Genomic DNA, 17,623 nt, shown 5'->3' on the forward strand with positions numbered 1-17,623 from the left:
GCAATTGCGCGCCAGGCCGGGCGACGGTCGTTGTTGCTGACGCGAAAGACCCTCAGTCCTTCTTCACATACTGGCAGCCGCCGTCCTTCATCGGACGGAACACCTGATCGCCGGGGACCTCCGCGAGCACCTTGTAGTAATCCCATGGCGCCTTGGATTCTTCCGGCTTCTTGACCTCGAGCAGGAACATGCTGTGCACCATGCGGCCATCCTCGCGCAGGACGCCGTTATCGGTGAAGGCGTCGCGCACCGGCATCTCGCGCATCTTCGCCAGCACCGGCTTGGTGGCACGTGTGCCTGCCGCCTGCACCGATTTGAGATAATGCAGCGTGGCGCTATAGGTCGCGGCCTGGTTCATGGTGGGCATGCGCTTCATCTTGTCGAAGAACTTCTTGCCGAAGGCGCGGGTGCGATCGTTGAAGTCCCAGTAATAGGCCTCGGTGATGATCAGACCCTGCGCCATCTTCAGGCCGAGCGAGTGGATGTCGGAGATGAACATCACGATGCCCGCGAGCTTCTGGCCGCCGGCGACGATTCCGAATTCGGACGCCTGCTTGATGGTGTTGATGGTATCGCCGCCGCCATTGGCCATGCCGATGATCTTGGCCTTGGACGATTGTGCCTGTAGCAGGAAGGACGAGAAGTCCGCCGTGTTGAGCGGATGCTTGGAGCTGCCGACCACCTTGCCGCCCGCGGCGCGCACCACGTCGCCGGTGTCACGTTCGATGGAATGGCCGAACAGATAGTCCGCCGTGATGAAGTACCAGGAATCGCCGCCCTGCTTGACGATGGCGCTGCCGACGGTGTGAGCGTTGCCATAGGTGTCGTAGGTCCAGTGCGCGGTATAGGGCGAGCACGACTTGCCGGTGATGTCCGACGACGCGGCGTCGGTGACGATCATGATCTTTTCGAACTGCTTGGACATTTCCATGCCGGCCAGCGCAGTGGCCGATGTCGGCATGTCGATGATCATGTCGACATTCTCGGCCTCATACCATTTGCGCGAGATGGTGGCGGCGACGTCGGCCTTGTTCAGCGCATCTGCGGTGACCAGCTCGATTGGCTTGTCGAACATCTTGCCGCCGAATTCCTCGATGGCGATCTTGGCGGCCTCGACATTGCCCTGGCCGCCGATGTCGGCATAGACCGAGGCGAAGTCGGCGAGCACGCCGATCTTGAGCGGAAGCGTATTGGCCTGCTGGGCCAGTGCGGAAGCGCCGAAAAGCAGCGAAACAGCAAACGTCGTAGCCGCAACCGTGCGGTGCGCGATCATTCAATCCTCCCCAAATTTTTATACGCGCCGTTTTCGGCGTCGTGGGGGGCAGCATGAGGGGAGGCGAGCGGGGAGGCAATAGCGGTCGTGGGGATGTTTGGTCGCAGAAACCTGCCGCATTGCGGCGGGCGGAAAATTAGACCGGCGGCTAGTTCCGGCGGCGTCTTGCTTTGACGAAGGAGCTCAGCCGGCTGAACGTCGTTGGTTCAAAAATGCAGATCGCCAGCAGGATGAGCCAGGCCACACAGAACAGGGGTAGCGGATGGCTTGTCGCGGGCCACAAATCCCAAATCACATAGGCTTGCGCAATTCCTGGAAGGAACATGGTCAGGAGCAAAGCGGTGAGCAGCGGGAGGTGGCTGAAAGTATAGAAGAAGGTGCAGGCATAGATCAGCATCGTGAGCCACAAGAGCCAGGTCAGGCTGGTTAGCCAGATCACGTCCCCGAGATAATGCGCGACGGCGTAGGCCCCGATGAAGACGACGATCGTGGCGATCACACCGTCCGGATTGTAGTGGAATACGGCCAGTGCGGCCGCAGCAATGGACAATGCATCGACGAACCATCCGCGCGCCGTGTCATAGCGGCGTGCGAGATTGTTGGGACTGGTCTCCGGAATGCAATTTCCACTCATCGGGAATGGGGCGTCGCAATTGGCGGATCCGTTCATTTCCAGCTGCAAGCGGAAGCGCCGAAAAGCCGCGAAACGGCAAGCGTCGTGGCAGAATCCGCTCAATGCTTCTCGCGGTGCCTATGAGCGCGGCTTGCGTTTGCTTCGGTGATAGGTGAGTGCCAGTCCGACGCAATGGCGCAGAGCGACTTCGGGAGGGGCGTCGTCGAGGCTGAGGATGATGCTTCGGTTACCGCCGTAGTTCAGGCCTTCGGAATACAGCGAGCGAAACGTTTCAACCAGATTGGTATTGCAGTTGAAGTAGATCGCGTACCGGTTGGTGTCCTTGATCCGGTCGATCCGTATGGTGCTGCCGCTTCCGGTTGCCGCCGTGAGATAACTCGGCTGATTCCACTTCAGTGTCTCTTCGAGCGGACCGACGCCATCGATTTCCGCGGCAGTCTCGAAGATCAGTTGCCGGAGGGCCATAAGCCGGGCCTTGATCGCCGGCGGATGCTGATCGAATGCTGCTTTGACAGCTGGATCTGAAAAGCCTTGGAGAGGTCGCTTCGCCGTTCTGTTCGCATCCCGTATCGCAGTCATATGCGGTACCTCTGGTCAGAACGGCTGGCAGTTGTATCTCAGCTATCGACCTTCAGCGCCGCAATAAATGCTTCCTGAGGGATGTCGACCTTGCCGAACTGCCGCATCTTCTTCTTGCCTTCCTTCTGCTTCTCCAGAAGTTTGCGCTTGCGGCTGATATCGCCGCCATAGCACTTCGCGGTCACGTCCTTGCGTAGCGCGCGGACGGTTTCGCGGGCAATCACCTTGCCGCCGATCGCCGCCTGGATCGGAATGACGAACATGTGCGGCGGAATCAGCTCTTTCATCTTCTCGACCATGGCGCGGCCGCGGCCTTCGGCGCGGGTGCGATGCACGAGCATCGACAGCGCATCGACCGGCTCGGCATTGACCAGGATCTGCATCTTGACGAGATCGGCGGCCTTGTAGTCGGTCAGATGATAGTCGAACGAGGCGTAGCCCTTCGAGATCGATTTCAGGCGATCGTAGAAATCGAACACCACTTCGTTGAGCGGCAGCTCGTATTTCACCATCGCGCGGGCGCCGACGTAAGTGAGTTCTTTCTGATTGCCGCGGCGTTCCTGGCAGAGCTTCAGCACGCTGCCGAGATATTCGTCGGGCGTCAGGATCGTGGCTTCGATCCACGGCTCCTGGATCTCGGCGATCTTCACCACGTCCGGCATGTCGATCGGATTGTGGATCTCGATCTCCTCACCGTCGGTGAGATGCATCTTGTAGATCACTGACGGTGCGGTCGCGATCAGGTTGAGATCGAATTCGCGGCTCAGGCGCTCCTGGATGATTTCCAGATGCAGCAGGCCGAGGAAGCCGCAGCGGAAGCCGAAGCCCAGTGCAGCCGAGGTTTCCATTTCGAACGAGAACGACGCGTCGTTCAGCCGCAGCTTGCCCATGGCGGCGCGCAACGTTTCGAAGTCGTCGGCATCGACCGGGAACAACCCGCAGAACACCACGGGGATCGCGGGCTTGAAGCCCGGCAGCATCTCGGTGACCGGCTTGCGGTCGTCAGTGATGGTGTCGCCGACGCGGGTGTCCGCGACTTCCTTGATGGCGGCCGTAATGAAGCCGATCTCGCCGGGACCGAGTTCGTCCACATTGACCATCTTCGGCGTGAAGTAGCCGACGCGCTCGACATCATAGGCGGCGTTGGTGCCCATCATGCGGACGCGCTGGCCCTTCTTCATGACGCCGTCGACGACGCGGATGAGGACGACGACGCCGAGATAGACGTCGTACCAGCTATCGACCAGCAGCGCCTTCAGCGTGGCGTCGCGGTCGCCCTTCGGTGGGGGCAGCCGGTGCACGATGGCTTCCAGCACGTCAGGCACGCCCAGACCTGTTTTTGCCGAGATCATCAACGCGTCCGAGGCGTCGATGCCGATGACGTCCTCGATCTGCTTCTTCACCTGCTCGGGTTCTGCCGCGGGCAGATCGACCTTGTTGAGGATCGGCACAATTTCGAGATTGGCGTCGAGTGCGTGATAGACGTTGGCGAGCGTCTGCGCTTCCACGCCCTGCGAGGCGTCGACCACCAGCAGTGCGCCTTCGCAGGCCGCCAGCGACCGCGAGACCTCGTAGGCGAAGTCGACGTGGCCGGGCGTGTCCATCAGGTTGAAGATGTAATCCTTGCCGTCCTTGGCCTTGTAATGCAGGCGGACGGTCTGCGCCTTGATGGTGATGCCGCGCTCGCGCTCGATATCCATCGAATCGAGCACCTGCTCCTTCATCTCGCGCGCCTGCAACCCGCCGGTGATCTGGATCAGGCGATCGGCCAGCGTCGATTTGCCATGGTCGATATGGGCGACGATGGAGAAGTTGCGAACGTTCGAAATCGGGGAGGTTGTCATGCGCGCGGGATAGCATTCAGGCCCCGATGCGGCAACCTTAATGCGGGTTTCGGCCTGATTCCCGGCCCTGTTTCCGTCACGGCATCCTGATTTTACTCCGGCCCGAAACACGCTAGGCAGGGGCCCATGAGTACAATCGCTTCCTCTACCCCCGCCAAACGCCGGGGCTTGCTGTCGATCGGCCGCCGCGGCGCTGCGCGGCTCGTTGCCTGGGCGTGTGATCCGCAATTGAGCGTCCTGCTGGTGCTCGGCTTCACGATCGCCCATGTGGTGCTGTGGACCGCGATCCTGACCCAGGTAAAGGCGGCGCAGGACATCCATTTCGACGTCTCCGAGGGCTATGCCTGGGGGCAGAAGTTCCTGATGGGCTACGGCAAGCATCCGCCGCTGTCGGGCTGGATCTCGGGCGTCTGGTTCAAATTTTTCCCGCCGGTGGACTGGGCGACCTATCTGCTCGCCATGGTCACGGTCGGCATCGGCATGATCCTTTGCTGGGCGATCGCGCTGCGCGTGGTCGATCGCCGCCGTGCCTTTTTCGTGCTGCTGATGGTCGCGATCTATCCGATCTTCAATTTCAAGGGCTTCAAATACAATCCGGACCTGCTGCAGCTGGTAACTTTACCGCTGGTGGTGCTGGCCTATTTGCACGCTTTCGAGAAGCGCTCGATTCGCTCCGGTGTATTGCTTGGCCTCGCCGCTGCGCTGGCGCTGATGACCAAATACTGGGTGGTGACGATGATCGGCGCCATCGGTCTGGCCGCGCTGATCCATCCGCAGCGGATGCTGTTCCTGCGCTCGCCGGCACCATGGATCGCCATCGCGACGATGGCGGCGGCGATGATTCCGCATCTCGACTGGGTGCGGCAGGTGGAATACGCGCCGTTTCGTTACGCCGGCAATACCTATGCGATCTCGTCACGCTGGGAGAGTTTGCAGCTGGCATGGGGCTATATCGGCCATAACGTCGCGCTGCTGCTGTTGCCGCTGGGTCTGGCCGCTGCGGTGCTGGCTTGGAGCCCGCGCTGGTGGGCGTCGGTGGCGCGCGACCCCCGCGCATTCGTCAAGCGGCCGTGGTCACTGACCACCAATCCCGGTGTCCGCAGGGACCAAGCCCTGAATATCTGGCTGATCCAGGCCATTGTCGCCGTCGGCCCGCCCATCGGTGCGTTGTTGTTCGACATCTACATCAAGACCGATTGGGGCATCTCGCTGTTCTTCCTGGTGCCGCTGGCGGTCATTGCGATCCCGGCGCTGAAGATGCCGCGGGTCGCGCTGGTACGGCTCGCCGCGATCTGGCTGGTGCTGTCGCTGGTCACGCTCGCCGCCGCACCGCAGATCGCCATCGCGTCACTGCCGCGCGATGCCAACGGCAATTTCGCTCACATCTCCTACTCGCAACTCGCGCGCGAACTCACCGAAGTCTGGCACAAGCGCTTCCACACGCGCTGGAGCGAGGTCGTGGGCTTCGTCGATGTCGCCGAGCAGATGACGTTCTACAGCCCCGATCATCCGCTGCCGCTGACGCCTTACGAGCCGTGGCCGTCAGGCGTGACGTCGATGGCCGAAGCGAAGCGTAACGGCTTCATCGGAATCTGCATGGTCGGTGACTGGAAATTCGATCGCTGCGAAGCGTGGATGAAGGACAATCTCCCGAATGCCGAACGCATCGTGATGTCGACGCGACGCTTCTTCAAGGGCAATGTCGGCACGACCACGCGGTGGAATGTCTATGTGGTGGCGCCTGGAGCAATGAAATAGCCGTTCGCTGACGAAGCAGCTTTCGGCGAACCGCTACTCTTCGCCGAACTTGTTGGTCACAAGCTCGGTGATCGCATCCAGCGCCGCTTGAGCTTCGGCGCCTTTGGCAGTGACCATGATGCTGGTCCCGGGTCCGGCGGACAACATCATCAGGCCCATGATGGATGTACCGCCAACGGTCTCGCCGTTGCGCGTCACCGTGACGTCGGCATTGAAGCGTTCGACCATCTGCACGAATTTGGCAGAGGCGCGCGCATGAAGGCCACGCTTGTTGGTAATCGGAATCTCGCGGGAGACGCTGCCGGACACCGTCGTATCGTCTGGGCTGTCGCTCATTTGCCGGCGAGAACGCGGCTGGCGATGGTGACGTATTTGCGGCCGGCTTCCTGCGCCATGGCGATCGCATCGGGCAGCGTGCGCTCTTCGCGCACCTTTGCGAGCTTCACCAGCATGGGCAGATTGATACCGGCAAGAACCTCGACCTTCGGCCGGCTCATGCAGGAGATCGCCAGATTCGATGGCGTGCCGCCGAACATATCAGTGAGGATGGCAACGCCATCGCCACTGTCGACGCGATTGACCGCTTCGATAATGTCGCTGCGACACAAATCGGAATCGTCTTCGGCGCCGATCGTCACGGCTTCAATTTGTTTTTGCGGACCCATTACGTGCTCAAGCGCCGCCTTAAACTCGTCGGCAAGGCGCCCATGGGTCACAAGTACTAGACCAATCATCGGAAACTCCTCGTGGGTGCTTTTGGTGCACCGCACGAAAGGGCCACTTTGACCATCCAGAGCCCCTATGCAAGAGGGCTCTTCGCGAATCTCCCTTAAATTGCACGGTTGCGGCGGGAAGTAGCGCGGGTCTATTCGGTGGCGATAGTGGGACTAATATGGTTACCAATTCCCTTCGAGCAATCGTCCAAAGGTCGCACTGCGGCTAAACCATCGATTGTCGTAAGTGCGGCTACGACCAATGGTAGTGGTGAAAAACCCGCGCTGACCGGGATTCGGGGCAATTCGACGCCCTCCAGTGTGATTCTGAGCGCTTCCGGCTCTGGCAGGCGCGCGGCGTCGGTGGCGTCGAGATCGACCACCAGCCCGACAATGGCACCGGTGGCGCAGTCCAGCCGCCGGATTCCGAGCCCTCTGATCTCAAGCAGCCCGACCAGTTCGGGCGCCGGCCGTACCCACAGTTTTCCATCTCTGACATCCAGATGTACCCGGTCGTCGCCGACCAGCATGGCCTCGGGAAGCTGTCCGCTCTGAGCGGCGAGGATCAGGTCGAAGACCAGCCGCGATTTCCCGGAGCCGGACGGCCCCCGGATCAGGACGGCGCGGTCATCGACCAGTACGGCGGAGGCATGGATGCTTTTGCCATCCGCGCTCATGTGGCCGGCAACCGTACCACGAAGCGTGCACCGAGCACCGGGATCTCGCCGTCGGCATTGGCCGGGCCGATGCGGTTCTCCGCCCAGATCGTACCGCTATGAGCTTCGACGATCTGCTTGGAAATCGACAGGCCCAGACCGGAATTCTGACCAAAGCCCTGATGTGGGCGGTCGGTGTAAAAGCGTTCGAAGATCCGTTCGAGTGCATCCAGTCCGATGCCGGGGCCGTCGTCATCGACCACGATCTCGATCTTGCCTTTCAGGCGACGGCAGACGATCCGCACCTTGCCACCGGGCGTCGAGAATGACTGCGCATTGGTGACGAGATTGGTGATGACCTGACCGAGGCGGGAGTCGTGGCCGGGCACCGAAAACGCATCACTGGCAGCGCCTTCGAAGCGGACTTCAACGCCGACGTCATGACCGAGCTTGGTTTCGTTGGCGACCGAGGTCAGTGTGGTCAGCAACCGTCGGACATCGACGGGCGCAGTGTCGTTGCGCTGCAGTTCGGCGTCGAGACGGCTGGCGTCGGAAATATCCGAGATCAACCGGTCAAGCCGGCGCACGTCGTGTTCGATCACGGCGAGCAGGCGGCCGCGGCTGTTGTCGTTCTTTGCCAGCGGGAGTGTTTCCACGGCGGAGCGCAGCGAGGTCAAAGGATTCTTGAGCTCGTGGGAGACGTCGGCCGCGAACATCTCGATCGCCTCGATGCGGTTATAAAGCGCATCGGTCATGTCGCGCAGCGCTCCGGAGAGATGGCCGATCTCGTCGCGGCGGCGTGTGAAATCCGGGATCTCGACACGGGTGCGGATGCGGCGGCGAACGCGCTCGGCGCTGTCGGCAAGACGTCGCACCGGACCTGCGATGGTCGATGCCAGCAGCAGCGACAGCACGATCATCACCACGGCCGCGACCGCAAAGACTTTCAGAATCGCCAGACGTTCGGCGGTCACCATCTGATCGATGTCGTCGCCCTGGGTCGACAGCATCAGCGAACCATGGACGGCGCGGAAGCGCTGCACTGGTACGGCGACCGAGACGATGACTTCGCCCCGTTCGTTGATGCGCACCATGCTGCTCTTCAGACCGTCGAGCGACTGTTGCACTTCCTGATAGCCGTTGCCGTTTTCCGGACCAAGTTCGCGATACAGCGGAAGGTCGCCGCGATTGAGCCAGGTTCGGACCGCGATCATTGTGCGTTCGGCAAAGCCGGGCTTTTCGGTCGTCGGCGGGGGCAGTTCGAAACGAAGCACATCGCCGCGGCCATAAAGGCTGCGGCTGTCGAGGATGAGCACGCCGTCGCGGTCGTAAATGCGCGCACGCGTCTTGGTCGGCGAAATCAGCCGCCGCAGCACCGGCGCGACGCGTTCAGGATTGATCGGGAAATCGAGGCCGGAGAGTTCGTCCGGCACGCCGTAGGTTTCGCCGGGCTTGAGATCGAGCAAGCGGTCGGGGTCGATCGTGATCGTATTGGTTTCGACCGTGGCCGAAGCGGCAATGGCGCTGGCGATGATTTCGGCCTGTACCAGCAGGCTCTGCGCGCGCGCGTCGATCAGGCCGGCGCGAAACTGCGAGAGATAGAGAATGCTGGCGACCAGCGCGCAGAGGCCGGCGAGGTTGAGCGAGACGATGCGGCGCGTCAGGCTCGAAAAGGTCAGCGCAACGAAGAACTGCCGGGCACGGCGCAGCCAGTCGAGCGGGCGCTGCCAGCCGCGACGGGTGCGATCGGCGTCGCCGCCTGTCGCATTCGGCGACGTGCCGTCGGCGTCCAGGCTTTCATCAGGCTGCGTACGATCCAGCAATGCCAAAACTGCCCGGTTGTTGTCGATATCTGCGATGCGCCACGCGGCGCGCATTTTTGCGTGTGCGGATGCGCATTCTAGCGCAGCACGGCTGAGCCGTCAGGCCCCAACCGTGCCGCGGGAACCTTCTACAGATCAGGTTTCCTTGAAGCGATAACCGACGCCGTACAGCGTCTCGATCATTTCGAAGTCGTCGTCGACGACCTTGAACTTCTTGCGCAGCCGCTTGATGTGGCTGTCGATGGTGCGATCGTCGACATAGACCTGATCGTCATAGGCCGCATCCATCAGCGCGTTGCGGCTCTTCACCACACCCGGGCGCGTCGCCAGCGCCTGCAGGATCAGGAATTCGGTGACGGTCAGCGTGACCGGCTCGTTCTTCCAGGTGCAGGTGTGACGTTCCGGATCCATCCGCAGCAAACCGCGATCGAGCGCCTTGGCATCAGTCTCCTTCGGAGCGGCAGTCGGGTCCTTCGGCGCGGCGCGGCGCAGCACGGCCTTGACACGCTCGACCAGCAGACGCTGCGAAAACGGTTTGCGGATGAAATCGTCGGCGCCCATTTTCAGGCCGAACAGCTCGTCGATCTCCTCGTCCTTCGACGTCAGGAAGATCACCGGCAGATCGGACTTCTGGCGCAGACGGCGCAGTGTCTCCATGCCGTCCATGCGGGGCATCTTGATATCGAGGATTGCGAGGTCCGGCTGGCTCGTGCGGAAGCCATCGAGTGCGGAAGCACCATCCGTATAGGTCATGATGCGGTAGCCCTCGGCTTCCAGCGCGATCGATACGGATGTGAGAATGTTACGGTCGTCGTCGACCAGTGCGATAGTTGGCATGAGCCTGCTTTCCGAAGCGGGATGGGCTATCCGGCAGAATTCAACAATCCGCCGTATGAGGTGGCCTTAAGAACACAGTCAACGAGCAATGCAAGCTGGGCTGAAGTGTGGCCGAGTTCCCTGAACGCTTGAATGACGCGTGGGTTCCGTAGATGTATAGACCTCCCGGGGAAGAAGAAATAGCCACTTTTTTGCAATGAAATACGGGATTTAACCATGCAGCCGACCCCTGATTTTGACCCCTCGCGCGTCACCCGGTCGCTGTTGCGGCGCAGTCGGCAGGGGGCGCTGGCTACCCTGACCGTCGGTTCCGGCGATCCTTATTGTGCGCTGGCCAATGTCGCCAGCCACCCGGACGGGTCGCCGATTCTCCTGATTTCCAGGCTGGCGCTTCATACCCGCAATATTCTGGCCGATGCCCGTGTCTCGCTGATGCTGGACGAGCGAGCGCCGGGGGACCCCCTGGAGGGCTCACGCTTCATGCTCGGAGGTATCGCGCAGGAGGCCAGCGACAGCGAAAAATCGCTGCTGCGCCGGCGCTATCTCAGCGTCCATCCATCCGCGCAAGTCTTTGTGGATTTTAAGGATTTTTCGTTCTTCCGGATCAAGCCGAAGAGTGCCCATCTAGTGGCCGGCTTTGGCCGTATCAACGACCTGAAGCCGGAGCAATTTCTGACCGATCTCACCGATGCCGAAGGCATGCTCGAGGCCGAGGAGGGCGCTGTTGCTCATATGAACGCCGATCATCTCGACGCGCTCAATCTCTATGCAACGAAGCTTCTCCACGCGGACGCAGGCGATTGGCGGTGCACCGGATGCGATCCGGATGGCATGGACCTGCAGAACGGCGCGACGGTGATCCGGCTGGACTTTCCGCGGCGGATTGTCACTCCGGGTGCATTGCGGCAAGTCCTGAAGGAACTCGCAGAGCAGGCCCGCGCTTTGAAGAATTGAGCGGTATCAAGTGCCGTGCTGGAATAAACCAAATATGCGGACAGCAGCTTGGCATTTCACATCTTCGTCACTATTAGATCGCCGGGTTACGGCCTCGGTGGTTATAATGACGGCTACCGCTGCTGACGTGCGATTGAAGACAGTTGCACAGGTCGGATATGCGGACTCAAGGAGGAATATTCCGTGCAAGAGACGGGCGTACGCAACGGTGCCTATGGCGCCGACAAATTCGGACTGAAAAATCTCAAAGCGGTGAACTGGAATCTCGGCGCGCCGCAGCTTTACGAATATTCGCTACGTAACGGCGAAGCCGAATTGTCGTCCGATGGCGCGCTCTGTGCTGACACGGGTGAATTCACCGGCCGCAGCCCGAAGGACAAGTTCACCGTCAAGGACGCTTCCACCGAACAAATGTGGTGGGCTGGCAATCAGGCGATCACGCCGGAGCAGTTCGAAGCGCTCTATATCGATTTCAAGAAGCACGCCGAAGGCATGACCCTGTTCGCGCAGGACCTTTATGGCGGCGCCGATCCGAGTTTCCAGATCAAGACCCGCGTGTTCACCGAACTCGCATGGCACTCCCTGTTCATCCGCACGCTGCTGATCCGTCCGGAAGCCGCTGCGTTGAAGGACTTCGTGCCTGAACTCACCATCATCGACCTGCCGAGCTTCAAGGCCGATCCCAAACGTCACGGCTGCCGCTCGGAAAACGTCGTGGCCATCGATTTCGCCCGCAAGATCGTCCTGATCGGCGGGTCTTATTATGCCGGCGAAATGAAGAAGTCGGTCTTCACCACGCTGAATTACTATCTGCCCGCCAAGGGCGTGCTGCCGATGCATTGCTCGGCCAATGTCGGCCCCGACGGCGACAGCGCGATCTTCTTCGGCCTGTCTGGCACCGGCAAGACCACGCTCTCGGCCGATCCGAAGCGCACGCTGATCGGCGACGACGAGCATGGCTGGGGCAAGGACGGTATCTTCAATTTCGAAGGCGGCTGCTACGCCAAGACCATCAAACTCTCGGAAGAAGCCGAGCCCGCGATCTATGCGGCGAGCAAGCGCTTCGGTGCGGTGCTGGAAAACGTCGTGCTCGACGCCAATACTCGCCTGCCGGATTTCGACGATGGCTCGAAGACCGAGAACACCCGTTCCGCCTATCCGCTCGACTTCATCCCGAATGCCTCGCGCACCGGCCGCGCGCCGCAGCCGAAGAATGTGGTGATGCTCGCCGCCGACGCGTTCGGCGTGCTGCCGCCGATCGCCAAGCTGACTCCAGCGCAGGCGATGTATCACTTCTTGTCCGGCTACACCGCCAAGGTCGCCGGCACCGAGCGCGGCCTCGGCAACGATCCGGAGCCGGAATTCTCGACCTGCTTCGGCTCGCCCTTCCTGCCGCTCGATCCCTCGGTCTATGGCAACATGCTGCGTGACCTGATCGCCAAGCACAATGTCGACTGCTGGCTGGTCAATACCGGCTGGACCGGTGGCAAGTATGGCGTCGGTTCGCGCATGCCGATCAAGGTGACCCGCGCGCTGCTGACTGCGGCGCTGAACGGCTCGCTGCGCAACGTGGAATTCCGCACCGACAAGTATTTCGGTTTCGCAGTCCCGACCGCGCTGGATGGCGTGCCGTCGGAAATCCTCAATCCGGTAAACACCTGGAAGGACAAGGCCGAATTCGACGCGACTGCGCGAAAACTGGTCGGCATGTTCCAGAAGAACTTCGCCAAGTTCGAAGCCCAGGTTGACGCGGATGTCCGCGCCGCTGCGCCGGATGTGAAGCTGGCCGCGGAGTAAGTTGCTGCTTTAAGATTGAGTGCGAAAGGGCGGCCGCAAGGCCGCCTTTTTCATGTCACGCGGATCCTATCAGCCATCATGCCGAGCCAGCGCGAAGCGAGATGTGCCGGGCATCCACGTCTTGGCCACACAAAAAGACGTGGATGGCCGGGACAAGCCCGGCCATGACGAAACCGTTAGTCGGCATGCGATGCACGACCAGCTAGAACGCGAAGACTGGATTGCTTCGTCGCAAGGGCTCCTCGCAATGACGGCTGACAGGCAAGGACACTTCAAATGAAAAACGTCATGCTCTCCTGGCCGTTCTGGGCGCTGCTGTCCGCGGCCTTTGCGGCGCTCACGGCGATCTTCGCCAAGATCGGCATCGAGAACGTCAATTCCGATTTTGCCACTTTCATCCGCACCATCGTTATCCTGCTGGCCGCGGGCATGATGGTCTATGTCACCGGCAACTGGCAGTCGCCGTCCAATGTATCAGCGAAGACGTGGGTGTTTCTGGTGCTGTCTGGTTTCGCGACCGGAGCATCGTGGATCTGCTATTTCCGCGCGCTCAAGCTTGGCAATGCCGCGCAGGTAGCGCCTATCGACAAGCTCAGCGTCGTGTTCGTGGCGGTGTTCGCCGTGCTGTTTCTCGGCGAGAAATTGTCGCTGCCGAACTGGCTTGGCGTGGCTCTGATCGCCTGCGGCGCGGTGCTCGTTGCGTATCGCGCGTGAGCACCGTCGCGCTTACGTTGCCTTTCGCGCCTGCAGACTCGGTGTGCCCGGCAGATCGCCAGCAATCGGCACGCCCCAGATATCATCGGCATATTCGCGGATGGTGCGGTCCGACGAGAACCAGCCCATCCGCGCGGTGTTGAGAATCGCGGCCCGGCTCCAGGCTGAGCCGGCCCTCCACCGCGTGTCGATGCCGCGCTGGGCTTCGTAATAAGAGTCGAAGTCGGCCGAGACTACATAGTGATCGAGGTGGCGCAGCGCGTGGCCGACCGAGGCGTAGCGGCCGGGATCATCCGGCGAGAACGCGCCGGTCTCGATGGCCTGGATCGCGCGGCCGAGATTGGGCGACTTGTTGATCACATCGGAGGCGTCAAGGCCCTTGGCACGGCGCTCGACGACTTCGGCGGCGGTCATACCGAAGATTGCGATGTTCTCCGGGCCGACATTGTCGCGGATTTCGATATTGGCGCCGTCCAGCGTGCCGATGGTCAGCGCGCCGTTCAGCGAGAGCTTCATGTTGCCGGTGCCGGAGGCTTCCATGCCGGCGGTGGAGATCTGTTCGGACAGATCGGCCGCGGGAATGATGACTTCCGCCAGGCTGACATTGTAGTCAGGCAGGAACGCAACCTTCAGCTTGCCGCCGATCGTGGTATCGTTGTTCACGACTTCGGCCACATCGTTGATCAGGCGAATGATCAGCTTGGCATAACGATAGCTCGCTGCCGCCTTGCCGGCGAAAATCTTGACGCGCGGCACCCAGTCCTTGCCCGGCTCGTCCTTGATCGCCTGATACAGCGCGACTGTTTCAATGAGGTTGAGCAATTGTCGCTTGTATTCGTGGATGCGCTTGATCTGCACGTCGAACAGCGCCGACGGATCGGCCTGCACGCCGAGTTTCTCGCCAATCACACGCGCGAGCGCGAGTTTGTTGTGATGCTTGACCTTGCGGAATTCCTGCTGGAACGCGGCGTCGCCGGCAAAAGCCTCGAGCTTGATCAGCCGGGTGGGATCGTCGAGCACGGCTTCGCCGCAGGTGGCGCGCAACAGGTCGGTGAGCTTCGGATTGGCCAGCATCAGCCAGCGGCGGAAAGTAATGCCGTTGGTCTTGTTGGTGATGCGACCGGGATAGAGCTGGTTGAGATCGTGGAACACGGTCTCCTTCATCAGCTCCGAATGCATCGCCGAGACGCCGTTGATGCGGTGCGAGCCGATGAAAGCTAGATTGCCCATGCGCACGCGGCGGCCGGAGGTCTCGTCGATGATCGAGACCGAAGCGCGATAGGCGGTGTCGCCGGGGCGCGTCGCATCGGCGCGGTCGAGATGCGCTTCGTTGATGCGATAGATGATTTCGAGATGCCGCGGTAGCAGCCGCTGGAACAGTTCGACCGGCCAGGTCTCCAGCGCTTCGGGCAGCAGCGTGTGGTTGGTGTAGGACAAGGTCGCGTTGGTGATCTGCCAGGCGGCATCCCAGCGCATATTGTGCTGATCGACCAGGATGCGCATCAGCTCGGCAATGGCCAGGCTCGGATGCGTGTCGTTCATCTGCACGGCCGCCTTGTTGGCGAGGCCACGCAGATTGCCATCGGAATGGAGGTGACGCTTGACCAGATCCTGCAGCGAGGCGGAGACGAAGAAGTATTCCTGGCGCAGACGCAATTCGCGGCCGGCGGCGCTCTCGTCGTTCGGATATAGGAATTTGCAGATCGCTTCGGCGCGCGCCTGCTCGGCGCTGGCGCTGACATAGTCGCCGGTGTTGAAGACGTCGAGCCGCAGCGGATCCGGCGCGCGCGCCGACCACAGCCGCAGCGCGTTCACATGTTGGCCGCGCCAGCCGACGATGGGCGTGTCATAGGCAACGGCCTCGACGGTCTCGCCGGGGTGCCAGATCACCTGCTTGCGGCCCTTGCCGTCCTCGACGGTCTCGATGCTGCCACCGAAATAGACGTTATACGTGACTTCCCGCCGCGGTAGTTCCCACGGATTGCCAAAGCCGAGCCACTCGTCGGGATATTCCTGCTGCACGCCGTGCGAGATGACCTGACGGAACAGGCCGAAGTTGTAGCGGATGCCGTAGCCAAAAGCTGGAATGCCGAGCGTTGCCATGCTCTCCATGAAGCAAGCGGCGAGGCGGCCGAGGCCGCCATTGCCGAGCGCTGCATCGGGCTCGCATTTGCGGAGTTCGTCGAGGCCGACACCAAGATCGCCGAGCGCGGCTTCGAACAGCGGCAGCAGGCCCATATTGTTCAGCGCATCGGTGAACAGGCGGCCGATCAGGAATTCCAGCGAGAGGTAATAGACCCGCTTGCGGCCGGCGTCGTAGCTCTCTTTGTCCGAGCTCAGCCAGCGATGCACCATGCGGTCGCGCAGCGTCAGGGCGGCAGCCTTGTACCAGTCGTGCTTGGTGGCGAATGCGGCTTCCTTGCCGATTGCCAGCCTCAACTTGACGAGAATAGCGCTCTTGATGTCGGCAAGCGCCAGTTCATCGACAGCCGTATTCTCGGGCTGGAATTTTGCTGGAACTGATAGATCTGACAAACCGGCCATCCTGAGCTGTGTCACTGACCAAAATCATACGCGCATTTGGCTGCTCCCGGAACCCGGGGGGGGGTGGCGAGCTTTTGCCATGGAACTGCCCGGGATTTGGGCAGGCACGCGAGAACCGGATTTATAAAAACTGGAACAAATTAAGAACAAATTAGTAAGCTATTGATATTCCGAGGTGATTCGTTGCCTTCGCCTACAATATCTATGGTCTGTTCAAGCTCGCGAGGACTAGATGTCCACCATTGCCTTCGATCAGTTTGCTCTCACCCGCATAGCCGACTTTGCGCGGTCGCTGTCGCGGCTGCATTTGATGGCGCGCCGGCATCCGATCGATGACGATCAGATCGATCGCGAGTTCAACACTGTTTGCCTCTCGGTCTGGGGCTATACGACGGACGACATCAGCGATGACCTGTTCTCGCTGGAAGATCACGCCTGGCTCGACCAGCTCGACGAGGCGCATGCGCGGATATTTGCGGCCGAGCAGGGCTACGACCTTGTCGATGACCACGGCATGCTGACCGACTGGTGGGGCTATTGCTGGATGATCCTCGCCGAGAAGCGCGGATTGCTGACGCCGGAGAATCGCGCGGCGGCGCGTGCCGAGATCGAGGAGAAGTATCTCTCGGCGCCGAACGTGATCGGCGTCATCGTCGGGCGATGATCTATTGAAGCTCGGCGCGCTTGGCGCGGGCAGTTGGCGCGCTCTTCGGCACGACGGTCGTGGCAGCAGCCGGCGCTGCATCACGCGCGGCTTCGGACATGGGCGCTTCGTCGGTGATCATTTCTGCAGAGACCGGTGCCACCTTCATCTCGCCGAGCCGGGCACGGACATCCGAGGTCAGGCCGGGATAATTCGCCACCGGCGTGAATTCCGCGGTCTGGGTGTTGCCGGTACGGACGCCCGAGAAAGCGACGAGGCCGTTGGTGGTGGCGATGACATCGCCGGGACGCAAAGAAGTGTCCAGCGTGAGATCGACCGGCGCGAGGCCGGAGGGATCGCGGCCGTTGCAGGTGCAGTCGGCTTTCAACGCCTTGCGATAGGCGAAGGCATTTTCCAGATCGTTGTAACGCTCACCGGTGCTCGACGAGGCGCTTTCGATGCTGCTGCCGAACAGGACCTTGGTGGTCGCTGCGGGGCAGAATGCCTGGCACATCTGAGCTGGGCTCATGCCGCGACCGAGCGGAAAATATTTGCCGTCGCAGGTGCGCACGCAGAAGGCGGGACCGGAGCCCCCGATAGATGCGCTGCGCTGCTGTGGCGGCGCTTCGGCCGGCGTGTTGAGGCCGAACGGATCGGAGAAGAAATTGCTCTCCGGCGCGGGCGCGCCGCGGCGCTGCTGCTGTTTCTGCGGCTGGTTGCCGCCGAACAGGAAGTCGAAGAAATTCTGCGCAGATGCCGTCTGCGGGGTCAGTCCGACGAGGCTCATCGCCGTCAGCAGCACCAGGGGACGCACGACACGCGAGGATGTTCGATTGTGACGCAACGCCAGCTCC

Annotated in this window: 16 protein-coding genes; 5 read left to right on the forward strand and 11 right to left on the reverse strand. The window is 61.4% G+C overall.

All coding sequences use genetic code 11. The features are described 5' to 3' along the window. Nucleotides 1–52: 52 nt before the first annotated feature. From AB8B02_RS28075 to lepA, 4 genes are all read right to left on the reverse strand, one after another. Complete coding sequence (locus AB8B02_RS28075; RefSeq protein WP_439065767.1) at nt 53–1,273, reverse strand: ABC transporter substrate-binding protein; 1,221 nt, start codon at nt 1,271–1,273, stop codon at nt 53–55. A gap of 148 nt (nt 1,274–1,421) precedes the next feature. Continuing rightward, a complete protein-coding gene (locus AB8B02_RS28080) occupies nt 1,422–1,955 on the reverse strand; it encodes a hypothetical protein (protein ID WP_439065768.1) in 534 nt (177 codons plus the stop codon). 69 nt (nt 1,956–2,024) lie between these two features. Continuing rightward, a complete protein-coding gene (locus tag AB8B02_RS28085) occupies nt 2,025–2,372 on the reverse strand; it encodes a DUF1801 domain-containing protein (protein WP_439065769.1) in 348 nt (115 codons plus the stop codon). A gap of 152 nt (nt 2,373–2,524) precedes the next feature. Then, nucleotides 2,525–4,330, reverse strand: a complete 1,806-nt coding sequence (gene lepA, locus AB8B02_RS28090; RefSeq protein WP_089262869.1) for a translation elongation factor 4 — start codon at nt 4,328–4,330, stop codon at nt 2,525–2,527. A gap of 126 nt (nt 4,331–4,456) precedes the next feature. On the opposite strand from lepA, the gene AB8B02_RS28095 reads away from it, so the two are divergent. Next, nucleotides 4,457–6,088 (forward strand): glycosyltransferase family 39 protein, encoded by a 1,632-nt coding sequence (locus AB8B02_RS28095; protein WP_439065770.1) that lies wholly within the window; start codon nt 4,457–4,459, stop codon nt 6,086–6,088. A gap of 33 nt (nt 6,089–6,121) precedes the next feature. Here AB8B02_RS28095 and AB8B02_RS28100 read toward each other — a convergent pair whose 3' ends face one another. From AB8B02_RS28100 to AB8B02_RS28120, 5 genes are all read right to left on the reverse strand, one after another. Next, nucleotides 6,122–6,424 (reverse strand): HPr family phosphocarrier protein, encoded by a 303-nt coding sequence (locus tag AB8B02_RS28100; protein ID WP_089262865.1) that lies wholly within the window; start codon nt 6,422–6,424, stop codon nt 6,122–6,124. Continuing rightward, nucleotides 6,421–6,822, reverse strand: a complete 402-nt coding sequence (locus AB8B02_RS28105) for a PTS sugar transporter subunit IIA (RefSeq protein WP_068733893.1) — start codon at nt 6,820–6,822, stop codon at nt 6,421–6,423. The genes AB8B02_RS28100 and AB8B02_RS28105 overlap by 4 nt, the downstream gene beginning before the upstream one ends. Before the next feature lie 131 nt (nt 6,823–6,953). Beyond that, a complete protein-coding gene (locus tag AB8B02_RS28110) occupies nt 6,954–7,457 on the reverse strand; it encodes an HPr kinase/phosphorylase (protein WP_439065956.1) in 504 nt (167 codons plus the stop codon). Between the two features lie 17 nt (nt 7,458–7,474). Then, the gene (locus AB8B02_RS28115; protein ID WP_439065957.1) at nt 7,475–9,280 is read right to left on the reverse strand and encodes a stimulus-sensing domain-containing protein; all 1,806 of its coding nucleotides are present in this window, start codon (nt 9,278–9,280) and stop codon (nt 7,475–7,477) included. Nucleotides 9,281–9,415: 135 nt separating this feature from the next. Next, the gene (locus AB8B02_RS28120; protein ID WP_068733897.1) at nt 9,416–10,117 is read right to left on the reverse strand and encodes a response regulator transcription factor; all 702 of its coding nucleotides are present in this window, start codon (nt 10,115–10,117) and stop codon (nt 9,416–9,418) included. 216 nt (nt 10,118–10,333) lie between these two features. Here AB8B02_RS28120 and AB8B02_RS28125 point away from each other — a divergent pair, with 216 nt between their 5' ends. The 3 genes from AB8B02_RS28125 to AB8B02_RS28135 all read left to right on the forward strand — a co-directional run bounded on the left by AB8B02_RS28125 (nt 10,334) and on the right by AB8B02_RS28135 (nt 13,582). Then, the gene (locus tag AB8B02_RS28125) at nt 10,334–11,071 is read left to right on the forward strand and encodes a HugZ family protein (protein ID WP_439065771.1); all 738 of its coding nucleotides are present in this window, start codon (nt 10,334–10,336) and stop codon (nt 11,069–11,071) included. 183 nt (nt 11,072–11,254) lie between these two features. Further along, nucleotides 11,255–12,868 (forward strand): phosphoenolpyruvate carboxykinase, encoded by a 1,614-nt coding sequence (locus AB8B02_RS28130; RefSeq protein ID WP_093759852.1) that lies wholly within the window; start codon nt 11,255–11,257, stop codon nt 12,866–12,868. Nucleotides 12,869–13,144: 276 nt separating this feature from the next. Further along, on the forward strand, nt 13,145–13,582 hold the full coding sequence (locus AB8B02_RS28135; RefSeq protein WP_439065772.1) for an EamA family transporter: 438 nt from the start codon (nt 13,145–13,147) through the stop codon (nt 13,580–13,582). A 12-nt stretch (nt 13,583–13,594) separates the two neighbouring features. Here AB8B02_RS28135 and AB8B02_RS28140 read toward each other — a convergent pair whose 3' ends face one another. Further along, nucleotides 13,595–16,126, reverse strand: a complete 2,532-nt coding sequence (locus AB8B02_RS28140; RefSeq protein WP_439065773.1) for a glycogen/starch/alpha-glucan phosphorylase — start codon at nt 16,124–16,126, stop codon at nt 13,595–13,597. A gap of 232 nt (nt 16,127–16,358) precedes the next feature. Between AB8B02_RS28140 and AB8B02_RS28145 the strand changes: the two genes are divergently transcribed. Beyond that, nucleotides 16,359–16,790 (forward strand): hypothetical protein, encoded by a 432-nt coding sequence (locus tag AB8B02_RS28145; RefSeq protein ID WP_089262853.1) that lies wholly within the window; start codon nt 16,359–16,361, stop codon nt 16,788–16,790. Between the two features lies 1 nt (nt 16,791). Here AB8B02_RS28145 and AB8B02_RS28150 read toward each other — a convergent pair whose 3' ends face one another. Further along, the gene (locus AB8B02_RS28150) at nt 16,792–17,613 is read right to left on the reverse strand and encodes a DUF2865 domain-containing protein (RefSeq protein WP_439065774.1); all 822 of its coding nucleotides are present in this window, start codon (nt 17,611–17,613) and stop codon (nt 16,792–16,794) included. Nucleotides 17,614–17,623 lie beyond the last annotated feature (10 nt).

It is taken from the genome of Tardiphaga sp. 862_B3_N4_1, assembly GCF_051811085.1.
GTDB classification, from domain to species: Bacteria; Pseudomonadota; Alphaproteobacteria; order Rhizobiales; family Xanthobacteraceae; genus Tardiphaga; species Tardiphaga robiniae.

Excerpts from the sequence above, each read along its gene's own strand:
- AB8B02_RS28075 (WP_439065767.1), bottom strand. The coding sequence starts at position 1,273 with ATGATCGCGCACCGCACGGTTGCGGCTACGACGTTTGCTGTTTCGCTG.
- AB8B02_RS28085 (WP_439065769.1), bottom strand. The coding sequence starts at position 2,372 with ATGGCCCTCCGGCAACTGATCTTCGAGACTGCCGCGGAAATCGATGGC.
- lepA (WP_089262869.1), bottom strand. The coding sequence starts at position 4,330 with ATGACAACCTCCCCGATTTCGAACGTTCGCAACTTCTCCATCGTCGCC.
- AB8B02_RS28095 (WP_439065770.1), top strand. The coding sequence starts at position 4,457 with ATGAGTACAATCGCTTCCTCTACCCCCGCCAAACGCCGGGGCTTGCTG.
- AB8B02_RS28100 (WP_089262865.1), bottom strand. The coding sequence starts at position 6,424 with ATGAGCGACAGCCCAGACGATACGACGGTGTCCGGCAGCGTCTCCCGC.
- AB8B02_RS28105 (WP_068733893.1), bottom strand. The coding sequence starts at position 6,822 with ATGATTGGTCTAGTACTTGTGACCCATGGGCGCCTTGCCGACGAGTTT.
- AB8B02_RS28120 (WP_068733897.1), bottom strand. The coding sequence starts at position 10,117 with ATGCCAACTATCGCACTGGTCGACGACGACCGTAACATTCTCACATCC.
- AB8B02_RS28125 (WP_439065771.1), top strand. The coding sequence starts at position 10,334 with ATGCAGCCGACCCCTGATTTTGACCCCTCGCGCGTCACCCGGTCGCTG.
- AB8B02_RS28135 (WP_439065772.1), top strand. The coding sequence starts at position 13,145 with ATGAAAAACGTCATGCTCTCCTGGCCGTTCTGGGCGCTGCTGTCCGCG.
- AB8B02_RS28140 (WP_439065773.1), bottom strand. The coding sequence starts at position 16,126 with ATGGCCGGTTTGTCAGATCTATCAGTTCCAGCAAAATTCCAGCCCGAG.
- AB8B02_RS28145 (WP_089262853.1), top strand. The coding sequence starts at position 16,359 with ATGTCCACCATTGCCTTCGATCAGTTTGCTCTCACCCGCATAGCCGAC.